Below are 17,545 nucleotides of genomic sequence, written 5' to 3' on the forward strand. Positions count from 1 at the left end.
AATTATTTATTCAATTGAGCTTTAGCAGCGTCTGCAAGCTGATTGAATGCGTTCAGATCGTTTACAGCAAGGTCAGCAAGCATTTTGCGGTTTACTTCGATACCGGAAAGCTTAAGACCGTGCATCAAACGGCTGTAAGAAAGACCGTTCATGCGTGCTGCAGCATTGATACGAGTGATCCAAAGTTTGCGGAAATCGCGCTTTTTCTGACGACGGTCGCGGAAAGCGTAGTTTCCTGATTTCATAACCTGCTGGTTAGCTACTTTATATAATGTATGTTTTGAACCAAAATAACCTTTTGCTAATTTGAGAACCTTTTTACGACGTTTACGTGTAACAGTTCCGCCTTTTACTCTTGGCATTAGATTTCCCTCCTAATTATACCTTTTCCGAATTACTTAATGTTGGCAAGCTGCTGCTTGATGCGTTTGAAATCGCCGGCGCTTACGACTGCGCTTTTGCGAAGCTTGCGCTTTTGTTTTTGAGATTTATTTGCGAACAAGTGACTTGTATATGCATGAGAACGTTTCAGTTTCCCGGAACCTGTCTTTTTAAAACGTTTCGCAGATCCGCGGTGAGTTTTCATTTTTGGCATGGATGTTTCCTCCTTAATTACTTTTCAATTTTAGGCGCGAGCACCAGGAACATGCTGCGGCCGTCCATTTTCGGCTTCGTTTCAACAGTCGCCACTTCCGCGCAGGCTTCTGAAAAACGGTCCAGCACGCGCTGCCCGATTTCTTTATGCGTGATCGCACGGCCTTTAAAACGGATGGACGCTTTCACTTTGTCCCCTTTTTGCAGGAACTTGATGGCGTTGCGAAGCTTTGTATTGAAGTCATGTTCTTCAATACCAGGGCTCAGCCGAACTTCTTTTAAGTTAATGATTTTTTGATTTTTGCGTGCTTCCTTTTCCTTCTTCTGCTGCTCGAATCTGTACTTTCCGTAGTCCATGATCCGGCAGACAGGCGGTTTTGCATTCGCTGCAACCAACACAAGGTCAAGATTTGCGCGACTCGCAATTTCCAGTGCTTCCTGGCGGGATTTGATCCCAAGCTGATCGCCATTTTGTCCGATCAAACGAACTTCACGCGCACGGATACCCTCATTAACCAATTGATCTTTGCTAATAATGAGCCACCTCCATAGAATCTTTGAATTGATTTCACAACTCATTTTGACGTTTCTTTGCATTTCACAGGCAAACAAAAAGTGTGGGCATCGAAACACCCACACTGCGAACATTGCATAGAAAAATAAGAAATGTACGTTTAACCTGCCAACTACAAGAATGTGTCAATCAGGTGAGAAGCGGGTGCTTCTGCTTGTTGATATATATTCAATTCATTATCCATCTTACATAAACAAATCCTGCAAGTCAAGATATAAAATTTATCACAACATTTGCTATTATATCAGGACACTTTTGAAATAGCAATGCTATTTTTTTATTTTTCTTTCAGCCGCTCTATCCGCCGATCATTTGGACACATAACGGAACGACAAACACGGTCACAACGCCGACGACGACAACTGCAATACTCGCCATTGCCGCTTCGACTTCCCCCATTTCAATTCCGACAGCGACACCAAGGGCATGTCCTGATGTTCCGAGCGCCAACCCTTTGGCGATCGGATGCTGCACTTTGAAGATTTTCAATAAAAGCGCGCCGAGCGCATAGACGATCACTGCGTTAAAGATGACGGCGAAGGCCGTGATATCTTGAATGCCGCCGATTCCTTTTGATAAAGGCAGAGCAATCGCCGTCGTGGCGGCCTGGGGCAGCATACTTTTCATAACGGCTCCGTCAAGATGAAGCGCGTTTGCGATCAGATAGACGACAGCAACCGAGCAGACAGAGCCTGCGATAATGGCGCCAAGGATTTGCAGCCAATATTTTTTCAAGCTTTTCGCCTGTTTGTATAAAGGAATGGCAAACGCAATCGTGGCGGGCTCCAAAAAGAACTTAATGATGTCTCCGCCGCTCTTGTAGTCCTCATATGAAAATCCGCCGATTTTTAAAAACGCGATTCCAAGAATCATCGCGACAAACAGAGGCGTGAATAAGAAAAAACCATTTGATTTTTTAAATAAAAAAGTGCCGATGCCAAATGCGGCCAGTGAAACGACGATACCGAAATAAGGTGTCATAACGTAAAGAACCTCCTATTGATTCAAGAAGCTGTTTTTTTAGCTGGTTCAACCCGGGTGTCCTGACGGTCCTTTTTGCCGACAGACAGAATGAACTGTGAAAACAATCCTGTCGCTGCAAGCAGAATGACGGTGGCCAGGAAAATCACAAGGACGATCGGCAACCCGTATTTCTCCATGACGCCGAGCGAATTCATCACTGATATTCCCGACGGAACGAATAAAAAACCGATCAGCGAAGTGAGCGCCGTGCCAAGCGATTCGACTTGTTCAAGCTTGAGCACCTTCGCACACAGCAATGTAAACAACAACACCAAACCGATGACAGATGGAGGAATCGGGATGGGCAGAATTGCGGCGATTCCGTTTGAAACAAACATCATAACAGCAAAAATAAATGCCTGAGTTAAAAATCCATATTCTTTTTTACCCTTCATTTCGTTCACCTCTTTGGCTGTGTTGGGTTCATTATAAAAAAAAGCCCGGCCAAAAAAGCGTTTTCAAAATAACTTGCCGGATACGGCCCTTCAACTGCAGAAATGGGACGATGAAATGCAAATCACTCTTCCGGCTTTGCAAATTCTTCACAAATATTTAAATTCCAGAATGTGCTAATGGAGCAAAGCAGATCGTATAGTGGTTAATGAGAAAACGATTGATGAGGAGGCCTGACCCATGGACCATTCAAGAGGAGGCCGCTTTGTTCCGGCTGGCGAATTCGTATCTTTGGCAAGACGCGGCCTTATGCCTGAAGACGCTTCGATCGCCGCCGGCGCGCCCCGATTTGCAGATTATCCATTCAAGCTTGGCGTGGCTTCTGGAGACCCGCACCCCGACGGGTTTGTCATCTGGACAAGGCTTGCCCCTGATCCGCTTGCCGAAGACGGTTTAGGGGGAATGCCTGACAGAGCTGTCCCTGTTCAATGGGAAGTAGCTGAAGATGAACATTTTCACAAAGTGGTGAAGCGCGGGACGGCCTCTGCGCTCGCTGAGCTCGCCCACTCCGTTCATGTTGAAGTGCACGGTTTAAAGCCGGGAAGCTATTATTGGTACAGGTTTAAAGCGGGCCGGGAAATCAGCCGGACAGGCCGTACAAAAACCGCGCCTTCCCCGCACGCCGACATCAAGGGAATGTCGTTCACCCTCGCCTCGTGCCAAGCTTGGTACCACGGATATTTTACGGCGTACCGGCATATGGCCGAAGACCATCCGGACGTTGTTTTTTTTCTCGGAGACTATATTTACGAATATGCCATTAATGCTAAAAATCTTTTCCGCGATGTGACTTTATCCGCTGCCCATAACGCAAAAACCGTCACGCTGAGCCAATACAGACTCAGATATTCTCTTTTCAAGACAGATCCGGACCTCCAGGCCATTCATGCACTGGCTCCCTGGGTTGTGACGATGGATGACCATGAGGTCGAAAACAATTATGCCGGTATCCATTCGCAATACAATACTTCTCCGGACGATTTTCTCCGGCAGCGCGCAGCGGCGTACCAAGCTTTCTACGAAAATATCCCGATCCGCAGCACATCGATTCCAAATGGGCCTGACATGCTGATGTACAGACGGTTCCGCTATGGAAACCTGGCTGAATTCAATGTTCTGGACACCCGGCAGTACCGCAATAATTTTCCGGCAAATGAGGCTGAACGGCTTGAGCCATCCCGTTCCATACTCGGATTTGACCAGGAGCGCTGGCTTTTTCAGGGCTTGAGCCAGTCTGACACGGTGTGGAACTTTTTAGTCCAGCAAGTCGTGCTGGCTCAAATCGACCGCGACACAGGCCCTGGAGTTGAGTACAGCACAGACCAGTGGGACGGTTTCCCCGCTTGCCGCGACAGGCTTTTTTCCGCTTACAAGGCATACGGCATCCAAAACCCCGTTGTGCTGACAGGGGATATTCACAGACATGCTGCCGCCGACTTAAAGGCGGACTTCGACGATGTTGGTTCAGCGACAATCGGAACCGAACTGATCACAACTTCGATCTCTTCAGACGCTGACGGCAGTGAAACCGATTCATTGGCGCCGATCTGGCTCGGAAACCCGCATGTCAAACTGTACAATGCGCAGCGCGGCTATGTTCGCTGCCTCTTGACGCCCCGGCAGCTCGAAGCCAACTTCCAGGTTCTTCCTTATATCACACGCCCCGGCGCCCCAGTCTCAACTTATGCCAAGTTCGCCGTTGAAGCGGGACGGCCCGGGCTCCAGCGCATGTTTTAGCTAAAAACGGCGGTGACTGACGAATTCAGTCTTTCACCGCCGCTGATCATTTTTCACACCATATGCAGCCGTTTTTTCAGCTCTTTCGCGTATGTACGGCTGACAGGAATCGTGGAACCGTCTTTCATCAGGAGGTTGTATGTCGAATTGAACCAAGGTTTAACCTGTTTAATATGATCCATATTTGCGAGAAAGCTTCTGTGCACCCTGATCAATGCCGTCTGTGACAGCTTTTGTTCGAGTACGACTAATGTATCGTGAACCGTATATGCCTGATCAAAGGTTTTCACTGTGACGTGTCCGTCTTCTAACCCGGCGTATACGATTTCGTCCGGATCGAGCACGACGATCGATTCGTCAATGCTGAGAGCAAGCCTGTGGTGGCCCGCAAGCTGCTGCCCCTCCTGATGGCCGGGACGCATCCTTTTATATTTTTGTATCGTCTGTCTGATTCGCTCCTCATCAAACGGCTTTGTCAAATAATCGATCGCATCCACTTCAAATGCTTTCAGCGCATATTCATCATAAGCGGTCGCAAAAACGACAGCCGGAGGAGCCGACATTTTTTTCAGCCGCTTCGCAATGTCAAAACCGTTCTCCCCAGACAAATCGATGTCCAAGAAGAGGATATCAGGTTTGTGATCCGCCATTTTGTCAAACGCTTCTTCGATATGTTCAGCTTCATCGATCGCATCCACTTCTTCAGTCTGCTCTAATAAATATCTCAGCTCGTCTCGCGCAAACATTTCATCATCCACGATTAATACCTTGAGCATCTCTGTTCCCCTCTCTTTCGGTTTGAAAAGGAATCTTGAAGGATATCTCTGTTCCTTGATCAAGTTCGCTGGCAAGCTGCAGGGCAGCCTGGTGCCCGAACAAACCGGTGAGCCGCTGATTCACATTGTAAAGCGCCGTCCCATTCCCTTCTTTTGAAGGCGCGGGCGCCTGTCCCAGCTGTCCAAGCATCTCCGGATCAATTCCCCTGCCGTTGTCTGACACCTTCATCAAAACGCCGTCATGCTCTCTCACAGCGCATACTTTTACCGTGCACACCTTTTGTTTTCCCGGGAATGCATGGCGGAGCGCGTTTTCAACGAGCAGCTGCAATATAAAAGGAGGGATTTCCATTCTTTCAAGGCCGTCCTCGATCTGAAAATCAATATGATACTTGCCAGGGAATCGGGCCTGCTCCAATGATAAATAGGCTTCCAGGTGATTCAGCTCTTTTGAGAGCGGAATCATCAGCTGCCTGGCTCCCTGCAGATTGGAACGAAAATAAACGCTCAGCTGCAAGAGAAGTTTCCGCGTTTTTTCCGGATCTGTCCTGCACAGAGCAGAAATCGTATGGATGGCATTAAATAAAAAGTGCGGATTGACCTGTGCCTGAAGCGCTTTGATTTCGGCATCTTTCAAAAGCTTGCTTTGCAGCTCCGCCTCACCGAGCTCAAGCTGGGTGGAAAAAAGCATGGCAAGCCCTTCGGCAAGCTCTTCCGTCACGCGGTTAAGTCCGGATGGGTGCTTAAAATACAGCTTCAGCGTGCCGATCGTTTCGCGATTGGAGAAGAGCGGCAGTACGATCGCCGCCTGCAGCGGACAAGAACGGTGCGTACACTCGATTTCATCGCGCGACTTCACTTTCATGACCTTACCGGTGTGAATGACTTTTTTCGATAAACCGGTGATCAGATTTTTTGAAGGAATATGATGGTCGGCTCCTTCTCCGACATGAGCGAGAATGTTCTCTCTGTCTGTAATCGATACGGCATCCGTCCCCGTCATCCGATGAATAATGAGAGCGGCGCTTTTGCAGGAATCCTCATTCAGTCCCCGGCGGAAAAAAGGAAGCGTCTGATCCGCTATCGAAAATACCTTATGGGTCTGAACGGCCCTCGCCTGTTCCTCTTTGCGGATAATAGACTGAATGATCGATAGAAAAATAAAGCTGCCCGTCCCGTTGACAATCATCATCGGAATACCGATCATCTGAACGAGCGCCAGAGCCTCAGCCTGCGGTTTTGCAAGCACGAGAATCATTAGCATCTGCAGGCCCTCCATACAAATACCCGCAAGAGCGGCTACCCGCGGTGTCACCATCTGGTGCCGTTTCCTGAAAAAGCTGCCGATGTAACCTGCGATGACGCCAGCCAGCAGTGAAGAAACCGCACAGCTCAAAGCCGTCGTCCCTCCCAGTGAAAAACGGTGAATGCCTGACAGCAGCCCGACACCCGCTCCGACAAACGGCCCTCCGATCAGGCCGCCGATTTCGACACCAAGAATTCTCGTATTGGCAATCGAGCTTGACGGGTCGATCGCAAAAATCCAATCATTGTTCAAAATCTCGTGTTCTCGGATTTCAATCCCCGTATAGTTGCTGATGATGCTGAACAAGGAAAAAATGAAGATGAGAACTCCCTTTCCCTTATACCCTTCAGGATGCTGAAGGTGCTGACGGAACACCTTCATATGGGCCAACATAAAGCCCAGAATGACGATGATCCCCACTCTCTCCAGCATCATGATCATGAGTTGGATCATGTACTTCCCCTTGCTTTCTTTCTGAATCGGAATCTGCTCTTATTCTATCATACCTCTCATTATTCACACTTTGACGCGGTATGCTTTACAAAATAAAAAAGGCAGCAATTGTTTGCCGCCGTTTGCTTATTTGCTACTTCCCATTTTCAAATTAACAATCAGCCACACCACTTGAATAATGAATGGAAATATAAATGCAATCAATAAAACGATAAATGCTATTAATTTAAGTTCAGGTGTTTGAGTAACACCTGCACCATCAACATCTCTCAGCCAAACAACAGCTGCCCCTATTACAAAAATAGCCATCCAAAATATGTTGCAAACCCACCAAAATACCCATCGTTTTTTCACAAAACCATTCCTTCCATTTCTACAACTATATCATTTTGTTACACTGAATCCGCTTCTTCCGCCCGCATATAGGCCAACATCATGATCATAAAATGGATCTTAGAAATCCCCTTGTTTTCCAAACAATAGAATTTCATTTTATCATATCCGAGAAGCTTTCACACTTTGACACTGCATTACATCACATTCTTAAATTCATTCCTTTCACATCCCTTTGATCTATTGTAAAATAAATGAGAGAATTCTATAAATTATAATGGCAGAGGAGAAGATCATGAAAGCCGTATTTTTTGATTTAGACGATACATTGCTCTGGGATGAAAAAAGCGTCAGCACAGCATTTTCCAAAACGTGTCTTAAAGCTGAAGAAAAATACGGAATCCATGCGGAAGAATTTGAAGCAGCCGTCCGCGAAGCAGCGCGAAAGCTTTACACGTCTTATGAAACATATCCATACACCGTCATGATCGGCATCAACCCATTTGAAGGCCTGTGGTCAAACTTCAGCGAGCCGATCAGCGAAGGGTTTCAAAAACTGAACAAAATTGTTCCTGAATACAGAAAAAACGCATGGACAAACGGATTGAAGGCGTTTGGCATCGACGATCCCGCCTTCGGGGAAGAACTCGGCGAATATTTTGCGGCAGTGCGCCGAAAGAGCCCTTTCGTGTATGAAGAAACATTTGCCGTTTTAGATGAACTGAAAGGAAAAGTAGAGCTTCTTTTGCTGACAAACGGCGACCCGAGCCTGCAGAAAGAAAAGTTGGCAGGCGTACCGGAACTTGCTCCTTATTTTAATGAAATCGTCATTTCCGGTGAATTCGGAAAAGGAAAGCCTGATCCAAGCATATTTGAACACTGCCTCAGCCTCCTCGGCATGTCAAAGGATGACGCCGTGATGGTCGGAGACAACTTGAACACCGACATTCTCGGGGCTTCCAGAGCAGGCATTCAAACCGTCTGGATCAACCGCAAAGGCAAAAAGAATGAAACTGACGTTACACCTGATCACGAAATCAGCCATTTAAGCGAACTGTTCGATATCCTCCGCGTAGAAACAGCGGACAAGCTAAGCAAAAAAGCATGACTCCCGAGCGGGAATCATGCTTTTTTCTTGTTTATTTCTTTGCTTCAGCAACGGCTTTTTTAATGAAGTCTGCAATTGCAACCGTTTCTGATTTTTGCTCTCCGTATTTGCGGACGTTGACGGCTTCGTTTTCAACTTCCTGGTCGCCGACGACAAGCATGTACGGGATTTTTTGCATCTGTGCTTCACGGATTTTATAGCCGATTTTCTCATCGCGGATATCGACTTCAACGCGAAGCCCTTCACGCTGCAGGCGCTCCTGAACTTTTTTGGCGTAGTCAAGATGCACGGACGGCGATACAGGGATGACCTGGAACTGAACAGGGGCAAGCCATGTCGGCAATGCGCCTTTATGCTCCTCAATTAGGAATGCGACAAAGCGTTCCATTGTCGATACGACACCTCTGTGAATGACGACCGGACGATGAGGTTTTCCGTCTTCTCCGACATATGTCAAGTCAAATTTTTCAGGAAGAAGGAAGTCCAGCTGTACAGTTGACAGTGTTTCCTCTTTGCCGATCGCTGTTTTGACCTGAACGTCAAGCTTCGGTCCGTAGAAAGCCGCTTCCCCTTCAGCTTCGTAATAATCGTGTCCGATCTCGTCCATCGCTTCCTTCAGCATCGATTGCGCTTTGTTCCACATTTCATCGTCATCGTAGTATTTCTCTGTATCTTCAGGGTCGCGGTAAGACAAGCGGAATGAATACTCTTCCAGACCGAAGTCTTCGTATACATCCTGAATCAGGCGGACAGTTCGAATGAACTCGTCTTTGATTTGATCTGGACGGACAAAAATGTGAGCGTCATTCAGCGTCATTCCGCGAACACGCTGCAGACCTGAAAGAGCGCCTGACATTTCATAGCGGTGCATCGTTCCAAGCTCGGCGATCCGGATCGGCAGTTCACGGTAGCTGTGAATGTCGTTTTTATAAATCATCATATGGTGCGGACAGTTCATCGGACGAAGCACAAGTGTTTCATTGTCCATCTCCATCGGCGGGAACATGCCGTCTTGATAATGATCCCAGTGGCCTGATGTTTCATACAGGTCTTTGCTGCCGAGGACAGGGGTATACACGTGCTCATAGCCGAGCGCAAGCTCTTTGTCAACGATATAACGCTCGATGACGCGTCTGATGGTCGCACCCTTTGGCAGCCAAAGCGGCAGACCCTGACCGACTTTTTGCGAATTGGCGAACAGCTTCAGTTCTTTTCCGAGCTTTCTGTGGTCGCGTTCTTTTGCTTCCTCAAGGAGGCGAAGATGTTCATCAAGCTCCGCTTTTTTGAAGAAAGCCGTACCGTAAATGCGCTGGAGCATCTTGTTGTTGCTGTCTCCGCGCCAGTATGCCCCCGCAAGGCTCAGCAGTTTGAACTCCTTGATTTTGCCTGTCGAAGGAACGTGAACACCGCGGCACAGATCGAAGAATTCGCCCTGCTCATAGATCGATACCGTTTCGCCTTCCGGAATCGCATCAAGCAGTTCCAATTTCAAATCATCGCCGATTTCGGCAAACCGGGCTCTGGCTTCCTCGCGGCTGACTTCTTTTCTTACGATCGGCAGATTTTCACCGACGATTTTTTTCATTTCCTTCTCAATCTTCGGAAGGTCTTCCGGAGTCAGCGCTTCTTCCATATCCACATCATAGTAGAAGCCGTTTTCGATGACCGGACCCACGCCGAGCTTCACGTTTTTATACAGGCGCTTGATCGCCTGAGCCATTAAGTGTGCAGTACTGTGGCGCATGATTTCAAGCGCTTCTTCGCTGCCTTCAGTAATGATTTCGATGGCGCCGTCCTCAAGGATCGGTGCGCGCAGATCGATTTCTTTGCCGTTTAATTTTCCCGCTATCGCTTTTTTCTTTAAGCCGGGACTGATTGATGCCGCGATATCTTCTGTTGTCGTCGCTTTTGCAAACTCCTTAACCGCTCCGTCAGGAAATTTGATTTTTACCATATCTGACATCCTAGTCACTCCTTTTTTTTACAAAATAAAAAATCCCCGTCCCCCTAGAAAGGGACGAGGATTAATAAACGGAATTCGTGGTTCCACCCTTTTTCCCGAAAACGCAAAAAACCCGTCGCGCTCTCGGCTTTCGGTTCTGTAACGGGAAGTCCCGTCAGTCATTACTAGACAAACTGCCGTTCACAACTGATGTTCAAAGGCGGTAAAAAAATGCTCCTTGGCTTAAGAGACTTTCAGCCCTGGTCTCCCTCTCTGTCAAACCGGTGTTCATCTTTTCATGTCCTTATCAATACATGGTATCTTTAAGTTTATATCGTATTATAAATCGTTTTTCCTGCAAAATCAAGAATGCTCTTCCAAAATGTTTTCCCGCGGATGAAAGGCGTCAAGCGAAAGAATCCGCACGCGCTCCTGAAAAATATTTTGAATGGTCTGAACCATGGCGTGTTCCCGGTCTTCCGTGTAGAGGTCTATTTTTTCCGGCGCAATCGATACGAGCGGAGCCAGGAGATGGGAATCAATATACATTGGGTGTTCTCTTACGAACCGCCTGTCTATGTATTTTTTTTGTTCCCGTTCAGAAATATACTTTAATTCCCACAATACAAAATAACCGTCGTGCACAATGTGGACATGGTCAAGCATCGGCTCTTTCGACATGACGTAGTCTCTCAGCGATTGAATGAATGTCTGGTATTCCTGCTCCATTTTATACTCGTCGATCGCCGCCTCCACATAAGACCTGAGGCGTTCATAATACTTCCCGAGGCGAAACGTCATAAAGGACCGAATGGAAAAGACGTTTTCCTCAAGACAGATCGTTTGGAGCTCCTGGATGATGTAATGTTCGCGAGGTGTGTCGTCCTTGTTGAGAGGAAGCCCTTCAAGTTCGCCCTCCATAATGCTGTGGGCCAATTGAAGAATCTGCTGCTGTTCATCCCGGTCCAAAAAGTAATAATCGCCTTCAATGACCGAAAGCATGTATTCGTCTTCTTTGCATTCTGTAAAAAATCTCGTCAGAACCGGCTCAATATAGGCCTGAATACTGACAGAGGAATGGGTCTTTTCAATTCCAATTTTCCCTGGCGCTTCGTGAATCTTGATATGCCGGTTCCCATCCGCATTGCGAAGGAGATGCAAAAACGCGGCTGTATCATAATCATCTTCAAATGTAATTTCAAGCATGTTTGTCCCCCCTAACAACATCTGATACATGTATATGGGGGTGACAAATAAAATAGACGTAAAAAAAGGATGAGCCCTTAATCGAGGAGCGCCTGCACTTTTTTTCTGAACAAAAGAGGGACGGTAATGAATATCAAGTAAATTGCGGCTGTAACCGCAATCGCTATAATGTCGCCGGTCAAGAGGCTTGACCCGAGCACATTTAAAATAATCGTGCCCGGAATGATACCCGCCGCCGTAGCCAGGACAAACGACAGAGGCTTCACTTTGGAAACGCCTGCCGCATAGCTGACCGCGTCAAAATGAATCGGCGCCAGCCTCAAGAGCAGAATGCAGAAAAAGCCGTTTTTCCGCAAAAGCGTCCGCAGGCTGTCAAGCTTCAGCGGCATGTGCTGAAAGTTTCCGCCGAGCCTGTAGGCAACAGCGAATGATAAAAATGCACCGCCTGCCGCCCCGATAAAAGAATACAAAGAGCCAAACAGCGGACCGAAAGCGAGGCCGCCGCTGACGGCGAAAACGGAAGCAGGAAGCAGCAAAAACGGCCGGATCATCAATAATCCGATATAGATCAGCGGGGCGAAAATCCCGAAGGATAAGACGCCTTCTCTTATATGAGCGGGGCTCAGATTCAGGTATTTCGCATTCAGCCATAGTCCGGCCACCGCGATTACGGCGATAGCCGTCCATTTGGCCAAGGTTCTTTTTCGCATCTTCTTCATCTCCGTGATTGAAGCTCGGGGTCATGTGATTACTGACGCCGGTTTTTCCCGTCCAGCCGGACAGGCGTCGCTAAATACAGCACCCTTTCCATCAGCCTTGCCGCTTTTACTTCTTCTTTTTCTCCCCTTTGCGAATAGGTGAAATGGTGTTTTAGTTCATCAGGGTCAAAGTTTGAAGAGAAAAACGTCGGCAGCTGCTGGGACATTCTGTGCTGAAGGATGGCGCCGAGCACCTCATCCCTCACCCAGCTTGACATGGACTCCGCACCGATATCATCGAGCATCAGAATCGGCGTAGACTTGACCATATCAAGCTTTTCCTCAAGCGACTGATCATGTATCGCATTTTTCAGCTCCCTGACAAATTCAGGGACATAGACGAGAATGGATGGATGATCCTTTGCGGCAAGCTCATTGGCAATGGCGGCCAGCATAAAGGTCTTTCCGACCCCGAACTTCCCGTAGACGTAAATGCCTTTTCCCTTTCCCGTTTCGTTATAGTCATGCAAGAATCCCGTCACAAGCTGAAGGACCTTCAATCTGCTCGGGTCGTCTCCGTCAATATCGGCAAACGTAGCATCCAAAAGATCCTGTTGAATATAGATGCTTTTAATCAGCGACCGTTGTCGTTCCCTCTCGTCCGCTTTCTTTTTTTCCGGACACCTATCATATTGAACATCGATCGTTTTTCCGTTCAGCACAAGCTTTGGATGATAACCCTGAATCAGGTTTTTGCATTCATTCAGACTCGGGCAGTCTCGGCAAGCTTTGCTTTGCTGTGTAAATTCATAAAGCTTGTTCAGGCTCCTGTCGATCATTCCTTGATCCACTTCTGACTGGCGGCTGTTTAAAAACTCCTGAACGTCCTTGTCAGAGAGCACTTTTTCTTTCATATCTTCAAGGCGTTTTTGAAAATCGGGTCTCGTCGTCACGCCTTGCAAAGCGCGTTTAATCGGCTCCATCATCTTGTCACCTCACATTAAAGAGCGGAATGGTTTTTCAGTTTTTGTACTTCTTCGAGCAGCTTCTGTTTCTGTTGGTCAAAACCTTCTTTGCTTGCAGGACCAGCCGGCTCTGTTTCCAGCGGTTTGCTGTCAGCTTCGTCACTTTCCCGAAGCCAATCAGGCAGCTTTTCTTCCCTGATGACTTTCTTGTTCCGGAAAGGCTTTTTCTTCCCTTCCGCCCATTCAAGATATTGGCGGTTTTCTTCTTTCGCAAGCTTCATGGCCTCTCTAACCGTGCGAACGTTTTTTCTGGCCCAGTGAGAAGCGATTTTTTGGGTGTAATTTTTCGAGAGCTTCATATCGGTTTTCAGCATGACATAATAAATCAGAACATTGATGACGCCGGGCTCTAATTTTTGGTCAAGCATAATTTCTTCTATAATTTTCAGATCGGCTTTGGATGGTTCCGCTCCGCCGCCGATATCCTGCAGCAGCTTTCTTGGCGATACCTGCTCAAGCAATGCGATCAAATTGTCTTCCTTGGCGTTCGTTGACGACTGTTGATTCGGCTGTTCGCGGAGATTCATCGGCTGCACTTTATCGACGAGTTCCGGAAGCGGGCCGCTGCGCTCGATCTGATACCAGTCGCTCGCCGCTTTTCTGAGCGCTTCTGTCGTGATCGTATCGTGTTCGTCAACGGCTGACATGACGACGTTTTGCATCTGAAGCGGTTCGATACCGTAGAGAAAGGCCAATTTTTTAATCGTTTCCTTCACTTGGTCTGTCAGCGCTTTTCTCGGGATAAGCGTGTCAGATAAACCGGCGAGAAACAGTTGAAAGTCAAAGGCGTCGTCTGTGACTGCTGCCGGTTTGCTGGTCCCTTCTTTCATCCATTCATGATCTTCGCGAAGCTCCATTGCTTCGATCATATCGTCAGACATCTTCCATTCGCTCGGCTGGACAGAGGCAAAAACTTCATTGAAAGAACGGGTGATATCCCGTGCTTCTTCAGGAACAGACGGGTGGGAAAAATAATCTTTCAGCTGCTGAAACCTCGCTTTTCCGACGCGGTTGTACAAGAAGACATTCAGCATGCCGTCCTGAAAGAACTCGTCCGGTCTGAGCGGCGGAATCAATTCATATATAAACAAACGTTCGTCTTCCGTTTCTTTCATATAAGTTTTCAACAGTCCGATCCCCTCAAGCTTTTCCTTTTCTGAGTGAATCGTCTTCAGGTTGGTCTGCATCGCCGCCATCAGCTGTCTGTGAGTCGAGCTTTTTCCCCAGACTCTGTTTTGCTCCAGCTCTCCCCACAGCGTGAGAAACAAGCTGAACGAAAAAGAGCCGATTAAAGGCTGATACAACAGCGTGACAATTTGCCGGTCCAAGTCCTGCAGCAATCCGTAGCTTTTGACAACGTACGGATCGACAGGAAGCAAATCTTTCCAATAATTACTCATATCTTTTGTCAACCTTCCACTTCGTTTCTTGTCCTCATTTTACACCTTTTTCAGGCCTTCATGTCACACGACTGTGTTTTTATCATGAGAAAAGAGCTGGATCAATTTACAGCTCTTTACCGTTCCTTCTTTATTAAGTCTTTCAGCTCGTCGATAAATACGTTAATATCTTTAAATTGGCGGTATACTGAAGCAAATCGGACATATGCGACTTCGTCGATTTTTGCAAGCCTGTCCATCACCATTTCTCCGATCATTTCGCTTTTTACTTCAGCAACGCCTTGGTTTCTAAGCTCTTTTTCAATTTCAAAGCAAATATCTTCAAGCTGCTTTAAGGCGACAGGGCGCTTTTCGCACGCTTTGATCAAGCCGCGGAGCATCTTCTCGCGGCTGAATTCTTCCCGGATTCCTTCTTTTTTTACGACGATGAGCGGAATTTCTTCCACTTTTTCAAATGTAGTAAATCGATAGTTGCACGATTCGCATTCGCGTCTTCTGCGAATCGATCTGCCTTCGTCAACGGGACGGGAGTCCAAAACCCTCGTCCCGTTATGCTGACATGCTGGACATTTCATTTTTTCAGCTCCCTATTCAATTGTTTGAATGTACAGATTTCTGCAGCTTTCCGTCCAGTTCGCTGTATAGCGTCGAGACAAGCCCGCGGCTGTAGCCAAAATCGGTTGGGAAAAACGTTTCCGTTGACACATTAAAATCCACTGCTGTATCAAAAGGGCGAATCGAAACGACTGTCGCCACCACAAAAGCTTTTCTCGTTTTTTTAACCTCAGCGCTGATTTCTCCTCTTTCTTCCGACACCGATGTCACCTTGCAGCCGTCAAGCCCTTCCAGCACTTCCTTTACAGCATTGAGCGCTTCTTTTGACGCCGCTTTATAATAGCGGCTCTTCAGCTCGTCCGAAGGATGGCGGTCAGACGTTTCGGCGTGTGTAGAAAAAAACCGTTGAATGTTTTGAAAAAGACTCATATCCCCTGTCCCCTTTGTCTTTCTTCTCTATATTTTATTAGAAAAATGGTTGATTTCCAAGGGAAAACAAATTAGGGCAAGAGAATGCCGGGGAATATGTATCGGGGATTGTCGCGGGAGGAAAGAAAAAGGAGCGGATTTTAAAAGCGGTGTCCGCTTTTTCATCCAGCTCCTCTATCGGCATTAAAGTGCCTGTGCTTTGGCATTGGCCTGTTTCACCTGAACAGGTCCCATGCCTCTCGGTATTTCAATGTTCTCTCTTGTTTCCGCTCTTAACTCTTCTGCGATATAATCCGCAGCTACGTTCGGATCTAAATCTCCGCAAGTATAAACATCAATGCTGGCATATCCGTGTTCAGGAAAACTGTGAATGGTCAAGTGAGATTCAGAAATAATCACGACCCCGCTTACACCTTGAGGTGCAAACTTATGAAAGGCTACCTCACGTACCTCAGCACCTGACTTCAGTGCCGCATTTACAAACGTTTTTTCAATAAAATCCATGTCATTCAGCTTATCAAAATCGCATCCCCACAGTTCGGAGATAACGTGACGCCCCATTGTTTCCATAGCATGGACCCCCCTTAACAAGAATTAAAAAAGTGAATTTCCAAGCAACTGAACCGGTCAATTACCACGGGGGAAAGTTAGTCCGGAGAGGTCCTAACCCTTTAAGTAATGCCGAAGCGCTCACGAACTAGAAGTTCACGAAAAATAGTATACTTTGTTTGAATATTTTTTGCAAGGCGGTTTTATCATTTGATGGTTAAGGGGTATTTATTTTTTGATCCGTCCATGCTCTTATTTTATACAGTTGAAGGGTGTTTCATTCTTGCAGCCGCGTATCTGATCAAATCGACAACCCTGCACGAATATCCCCATTCATTGTCATACCATGCGAGCACTTTCACCTTTCTGTTTTCAAGCACCATTGTTGAAAGGCTGTCGATCACCGCCGAGTATGGATTCGTATTAAAATCGGATGAGACGAGCGGTTCATCGCATACATCGATGATCCCGGACATAGAGCCTGCCGCTGCCATTCGGAACGCCTCATTAATATCCTCTGCCGTCACATCGCTTTTTAAATCAGCCACAAGGTCAACGAGTGACACATTTGAAACAGGAACGCGCAGGGCCAGGCCGTGCATTCTTCCTTTTAAATGGGGCATGACAAGTGACAGCGCTTTCGCGGCGCCTGTCGTTGTCGGAATGATCGAAGACCCGCAGGCGCGCGCCCTTCTCAAGTCTTTGTGCGGATTATCAATATTTTTTTGATCATTTGTAAAAGCGTGAACGGTTGTCACCAGCCCGTTTTCAATGCCAAATGCATCATCAAGCACTTTTGCGACAGGAGCGAGACAATTCGTCGTACAGGAAGCGTTTGAAATAATCGTATGACGCTCCGCATCAAATTCACGTTCGTTGACGCCCATCACGATTGTGATGTCTTCATTTTTGCCCGGCGCTGTCAAAATAACTTTTTTCGCGCCGGCTTCAATATGAGCTTCCGCTTTTTCCTTCGAGTTAAATTTCCCCGTCGCTTCTACGACGATGTCGATCCCATATTGTGCCCACGGAAGAAGCTTAGGGTCCCTCTGATTGGTCAGCATGACCTTTTTACCGTTAACGAACAGACAGTCGTCTCCAGCCTTTACATCAAGCTCATAACGGCCGTGATTTGTGTCATACTTTATTAAATGAGCGAGCGTTTCCGGAGGGTAGCTCGCATTGATCACTGCAATGTCAATCTGTTCATCAAGCATCGCTTTTCTAAACACCATTCTGCCGATTCGGCCGAATCCGTTTATCGCAACTTTCACTTTCATCAAATATACACCCCTTATTTTATGTCATTCCACATCATGATTTATTCAAAATAAGTATAACACATTATTTTTAATTAGCCATACCATTTGTTGCTTTTATAGCA

The 17,545-nt window shown here is 47.0% G+C and carries 19 protein-coding genes and 1 other annotated feature; of the genes, 2 read left to right on the forward strand and 17 right to left on the reverse strand.

Annotated features, from left to right (window positions below):
- Positions 1 to 2: 2 nt before the first annotated feature.
- The 5 genes from rplT to lrgA form a co-directional block, all read right to left on the reverse strand.
- The gene (gene rplT, locus MKX80_RS15625) at positions 3 to 362 is read right to left on the reverse strand and encodes a 50S ribosomal protein L20 (protein WP_003184266.1); all 360 of its coding nucleotides are present in this window, start codon (positions 360 to 362) and stop codon (positions 3 to 5) included.
- 32 nt (positions 363 to 394) lie between these two features.
- Positions 395 to 595, reverse strand: a complete 201-nt coding sequence (gene rpmI / locus MKX80_RS15630; RefSeq protein ID WP_003184267.1) for a 50S ribosomal protein L35 — start codon at positions 593 to 595, stop codon at positions 395 to 397.
- A gap of 17 nt (positions 596 to 612) precedes the next feature.
- Entirely contained in the window at positions 613 to 1,131 is a 519-nt protein-coding gene (gene infC / locus MKX80_RS15635) for a translation initiation factor IF-3 (protein WP_154998146.1), read from the reverse strand.
- A 66-nt stretch (positions 1,132 to 1,197) separates the two neighbouring features.
- Positions 1,198 to 1,330 (reverse strand) — a sequence feature (ribosomal protein L20 leader region).
- 135 nt (positions 1,331 to 1,465) lie between these two features.
- A complete protein-coding gene (lrgB, locus tag MKX80_RS15640) occupies positions 1,466 to 2,149 on the reverse strand; it encodes an antiholin-like protein LrgB (RefSeq protein WP_043926602.1) in 684 nt (227 codons plus the stop codon).
- A 23-nt stretch (positions 2,150 to 2,172) separates the two neighbouring features.
- Complete coding sequence (gene lrgA / locus MKX80_RS15645; RefSeq protein WP_154998138.1) at positions 2,173 to 2,586, reverse strand: antiholin-like murein hydrolase modulator LrgA; 414 nt, start codon at positions 2,584 to 2,586, stop codon at positions 2,173 to 2,175.
- 238 nt (positions 2,587 to 2,824) lie between these two features.
- Between lrgA and MKX80_RS15650 the strand changes: the two genes are divergently transcribed.
- Positions 2,825 to 4,381: an alkaline phosphatase D family protein gene (locus MKX80_RS15650; protein ID WP_268343233.1), complete on the forward strand. Its 1,557-nt coding sequence runs from the start codon at positions 2,825 to 2,827 to the stop codon at positions 4,379 to 4,381.
- Positions 4,382 to 4,434: 53 nt separating this feature from the next.
- Here MKX80_RS15650 and MKX80_RS15655 read toward each other — a convergent pair whose 3' ends face one another.
- From MKX80_RS15655 to MKX80_RS15665, 3 genes are all read right to left on the reverse strand, one after another.
- Positions 4,435 to 5,157 (reverse strand): LytTR family DNA-binding domain-containing protein, encoded by a 723-nt coding sequence (locus tag MKX80_RS15655; RefSeq protein ID WP_216930460.1) that lies wholly within the window; start codon positions 5,155 to 5,157, stop codon positions 4,435 to 4,437.
- The gene (locus MKX80_RS15660) at positions 5,132 to 6,916 is read right to left on the reverse strand and encodes a sensor histidine kinase (protein ID WP_268343234.1); all 1,785 of its coding nucleotides are present in this window, start codon (positions 6,914 to 6,916) and stop codon (positions 5,132 to 5,134) included. The genes MKX80_RS15655 and MKX80_RS15660 overlap by 26 nt, the downstream gene beginning before the upstream one ends.
- Positions 6,917 to 7,042: 126 nt before the next feature.
- Entirely contained in the window at positions 7,043 to 7,270 is a 228-nt protein-coding gene (locus tag MKX80_RS15665) for a DUF3923 family protein (protein ID WP_154994021.1), read from the reverse strand.
- 274 nt (positions 7,271 to 7,544) lie between these two features.
- Here MKX80_RS15665 and MKX80_RS15670 point away from each other — a divergent pair, with 274 nt between their 5' ends.
- Entirely contained in the window at positions 7,545 to 8,357 is an 813-nt protein-coding gene (locus MKX80_RS15670) for an HAD family hydrolase (RefSeq protein ID WP_268343235.1), read from the forward strand.
- Between the two features lie 31 nt (positions 8,358 to 8,388).
- On the opposite strand, the gene thrS is transcribed toward MKX80_RS15670, so the two are convergent.
- The 9 genes from thrS to MKX80_RS15715 all read right to left on the reverse strand — a co-directional run bounded on the left by thrS (position 8,389) and on the right by MKX80_RS15715 (position 17,441).
- Entirely contained in the window at positions 8,389 to 10,320 is a 1,932-nt protein-coding gene (gene thrS / locus MKX80_RS15675; RefSeq protein ID WP_182070243.1) for a threonine--tRNA ligase, read from the reverse strand.
- A 342-nt stretch (positions 10,321 to 10,662) separates the two neighbouring features.
- On the reverse strand, positions 10,663 to 11,505 hold the full coding sequence (gene ytxC, locus MKX80_RS15680) for a putative sporulation protein YtxC (RefSeq protein ID WP_154994027.1): 843 nt from the start codon (positions 11,503 to 11,505) through the stop codon (positions 10,663 to 10,665).
- A 77-nt stretch (positions 11,506 to 11,582) separates the two neighbouring features.
- Positions 11,583 to 12,215, reverse strand: coding sequence for a TVP38/TMEM64 family protein (locus tag MKX80_RS15685; RefSeq protein WP_154994029.1), 633 nt, complete (start codon positions 12,213 to 12,215; stop codon positions 11,583 to 11,585).
- A 38-nt stretch (positions 12,216 to 12,253) separates the two neighbouring features.
- Positions 12,254 to 13,186 (reverse strand): primosomal protein DnaI, encoded by a 933-nt coding sequence (gene dnaI / locus MKX80_RS15690; RefSeq protein ID WP_182070992.1) that lies wholly within the window; start codon positions 13,184 to 13,186, stop codon positions 12,254 to 12,256.
- Positions 13,187 to 13,203: 17 nt separating this feature from the next.
- The gene (locus MKX80_RS15695; RefSeq protein ID WP_268343236.1) at positions 13,204 to 14,628 is read right to left on the reverse strand and encodes a replication initiation and membrane attachment family protein; all 1,425 of its coding nucleotides are present in this window, start codon (positions 14,626 to 14,628) and stop codon (positions 13,204 to 13,206) included.
- Positions 14,629 to 14,744: 116 nt separating this feature from the next.
- Positions 14,745 to 15,203, reverse strand: a complete 459-nt coding sequence (gene nrdR, locus MKX80_RS15700) for a transcriptional regulator NrdR (protein WP_154999129.1) — start codon at positions 15,201 to 15,203, stop codon at positions 14,745 to 14,747.
- A gap of 16 nt (positions 15,204 to 15,219) precedes the next feature.
- Positions 15,220 to 15,612 carry a cytosolic protein gene (locus MKX80_RS15705; RefSeq protein WP_268343237.1) on the reverse strand — a complete coding sequence of 131 codons (393 nt, stop codon included), beginning with the start codon at positions 15,610 to 15,612 and terminating at the stop codon, positions 15,220 to 15,222.
- Between the two features lie 183 nt (positions 15,613 to 15,795).
- Complete coding sequence (speD, locus tag MKX80_RS15710; protein ID WP_020452545.1) at positions 15,796 to 16,182, reverse strand: adenosylmethionine decarboxylase; 387 nt, start codon at positions 16,180 to 16,182, stop codon at positions 15,796 to 15,798.
- A 236-nt stretch (positions 16,183 to 16,418) separates the two neighbouring features.
- Positions 16,419 to 17,441 carry a glyceraldehyde-3-phosphate dehydrogenase gene (locus MKX80_RS15715; protein WP_154999127.1) on the reverse strand — a complete coding sequence of 341 codons (1,023 nt, stop codon included), beginning with the start codon at positions 17,439 to 17,441 and terminating at the stop codon, positions 16,419 to 16,421.
- Between the last annotated feature and the right edge of the window lie 104 nt (positions 17,442 to 17,545).

The organism is Bacillus sp. FSL K6-0972 (assembly GCF_037976035.1).
GTDB classification, from domain to species: domain Bacteria; phylum Bacillota; class Bacilli; order Bacillales; family Bacillaceae; genus Bacillus; species Bacillus haynesii.

Excerpts from the sequence above, each read along its gene's own strand:
- MKX80_RS15695 (WP_268343236.1), bottom strand. The coding sequence starts at position 14,628 with ATGAGTAATTATTGGAAAGATTTGCTTCCTGTCGATCCGTACGTTGTC.
- MKX80_RS15670 (WP_268343235.1), top strand. The coding sequence starts at position 7,545 with ATGAAAGCCGTATTTTTTGATTTAGACGATACATTGCTCTGGGATGAA.
- rpmI (WP_003184267.1), bottom strand. The coding sequence starts at position 595 with ATGCCAAAAATGAAAACTCACCGCGGATCTGCGAAACGTTTTAAAAAG.
- MKX80_RS15650 (WP_268343233.1), top strand. The coding sequence starts at position 2,825 with ATGGACCATTCAAGAGGAGGCCGCTTTGTTCCGGCTGGCGAATTCGTA.
- MKX80_RS15705 (WP_268343237.1), bottom strand. The coding sequence starts at position 15,612 with ATGAGTCTTTTTCAAAACATTCAACGGTTTTTTTCTACACACGCCGAA.
- speD (WP_020452545.1), bottom strand. The coding sequence starts at position 16,182 with ATGGAAACAATGGGGCGTCACGTTATCTCCGAACTGTGGGGATGCGAT.
- lrgB (WP_043926602.1), bottom strand. The coding sequence starts at position 2,149 with ATGACACCTTATTTCGGTATCGTCGTTTCACTGGCCGCATTTGGCATC.
- ytxC (WP_154994027.1), bottom strand. The coding sequence starts at position 11,505 with ATGCTTGAAATTACATTTGAAGATGATTATGATACAGCCGCGTTTTTG.
- nrdR (WP_154999129.1), bottom strand. The coding sequence starts at position 15,203 with ATGAAATGTCCAGCATGTCAGCATAACGGGACGAGGGTTTTGGACTCC.
- thrS (WP_182070243.1), bottom strand. The coding sequence starts at position 10,320 with ATGTCAGATATGGTAAAAATCAAATTTCCTGACGGAGCGGTTAAGGAG.
- rplT (WP_003184266.1), bottom strand. The coding sequence starts at position 362 with ATGCCAAGAGTAAAAGGCGGAACTGTTACACGTAAACGTCGTAAAAAG.
- MKX80_RS15655 (WP_216930460.1), bottom strand. The coding sequence starts at position 5,157 with ATGCTCAAGGTATTAATCGTGGATGATGAAATGTTTGCGCGAGACGAG.
- MKX80_RS15685 (WP_154994029.1), bottom strand. The coding sequence starts at position 12,215 with ATGCGAAAAAGAACCTTGGCCAAATGGACGGCTATCGCCGTAATCGCG.
- MKX80_RS15660 (WP_268343234.1), bottom strand. The coding sequence starts at position 6,916 with ATGATCCAACTCATGATCATGATGCTGGAGAGAGTGGGGATCATCGTC.
- lrgA (WP_154998138.1), bottom strand. The coding sequence starts at position 2,586 with ATGAAGGGTAAAAAAGAATATGGATTTTTAACTCAGGCATTTATTTTT.
- dnaI (WP_182070992.1), bottom strand. The coding sequence starts at position 13,186 with ATGGAGCCGATTAAACGCGCTTTGCAAGGCGTGACGACGAGACCCGAT.
- MKX80_RS15715 (WP_154999127.1), bottom strand. The coding sequence starts at position 17,441 with ATGAAAGTGAAAGTTGCGATAAACGGATTCGGCCGAATCGGCAGAATG.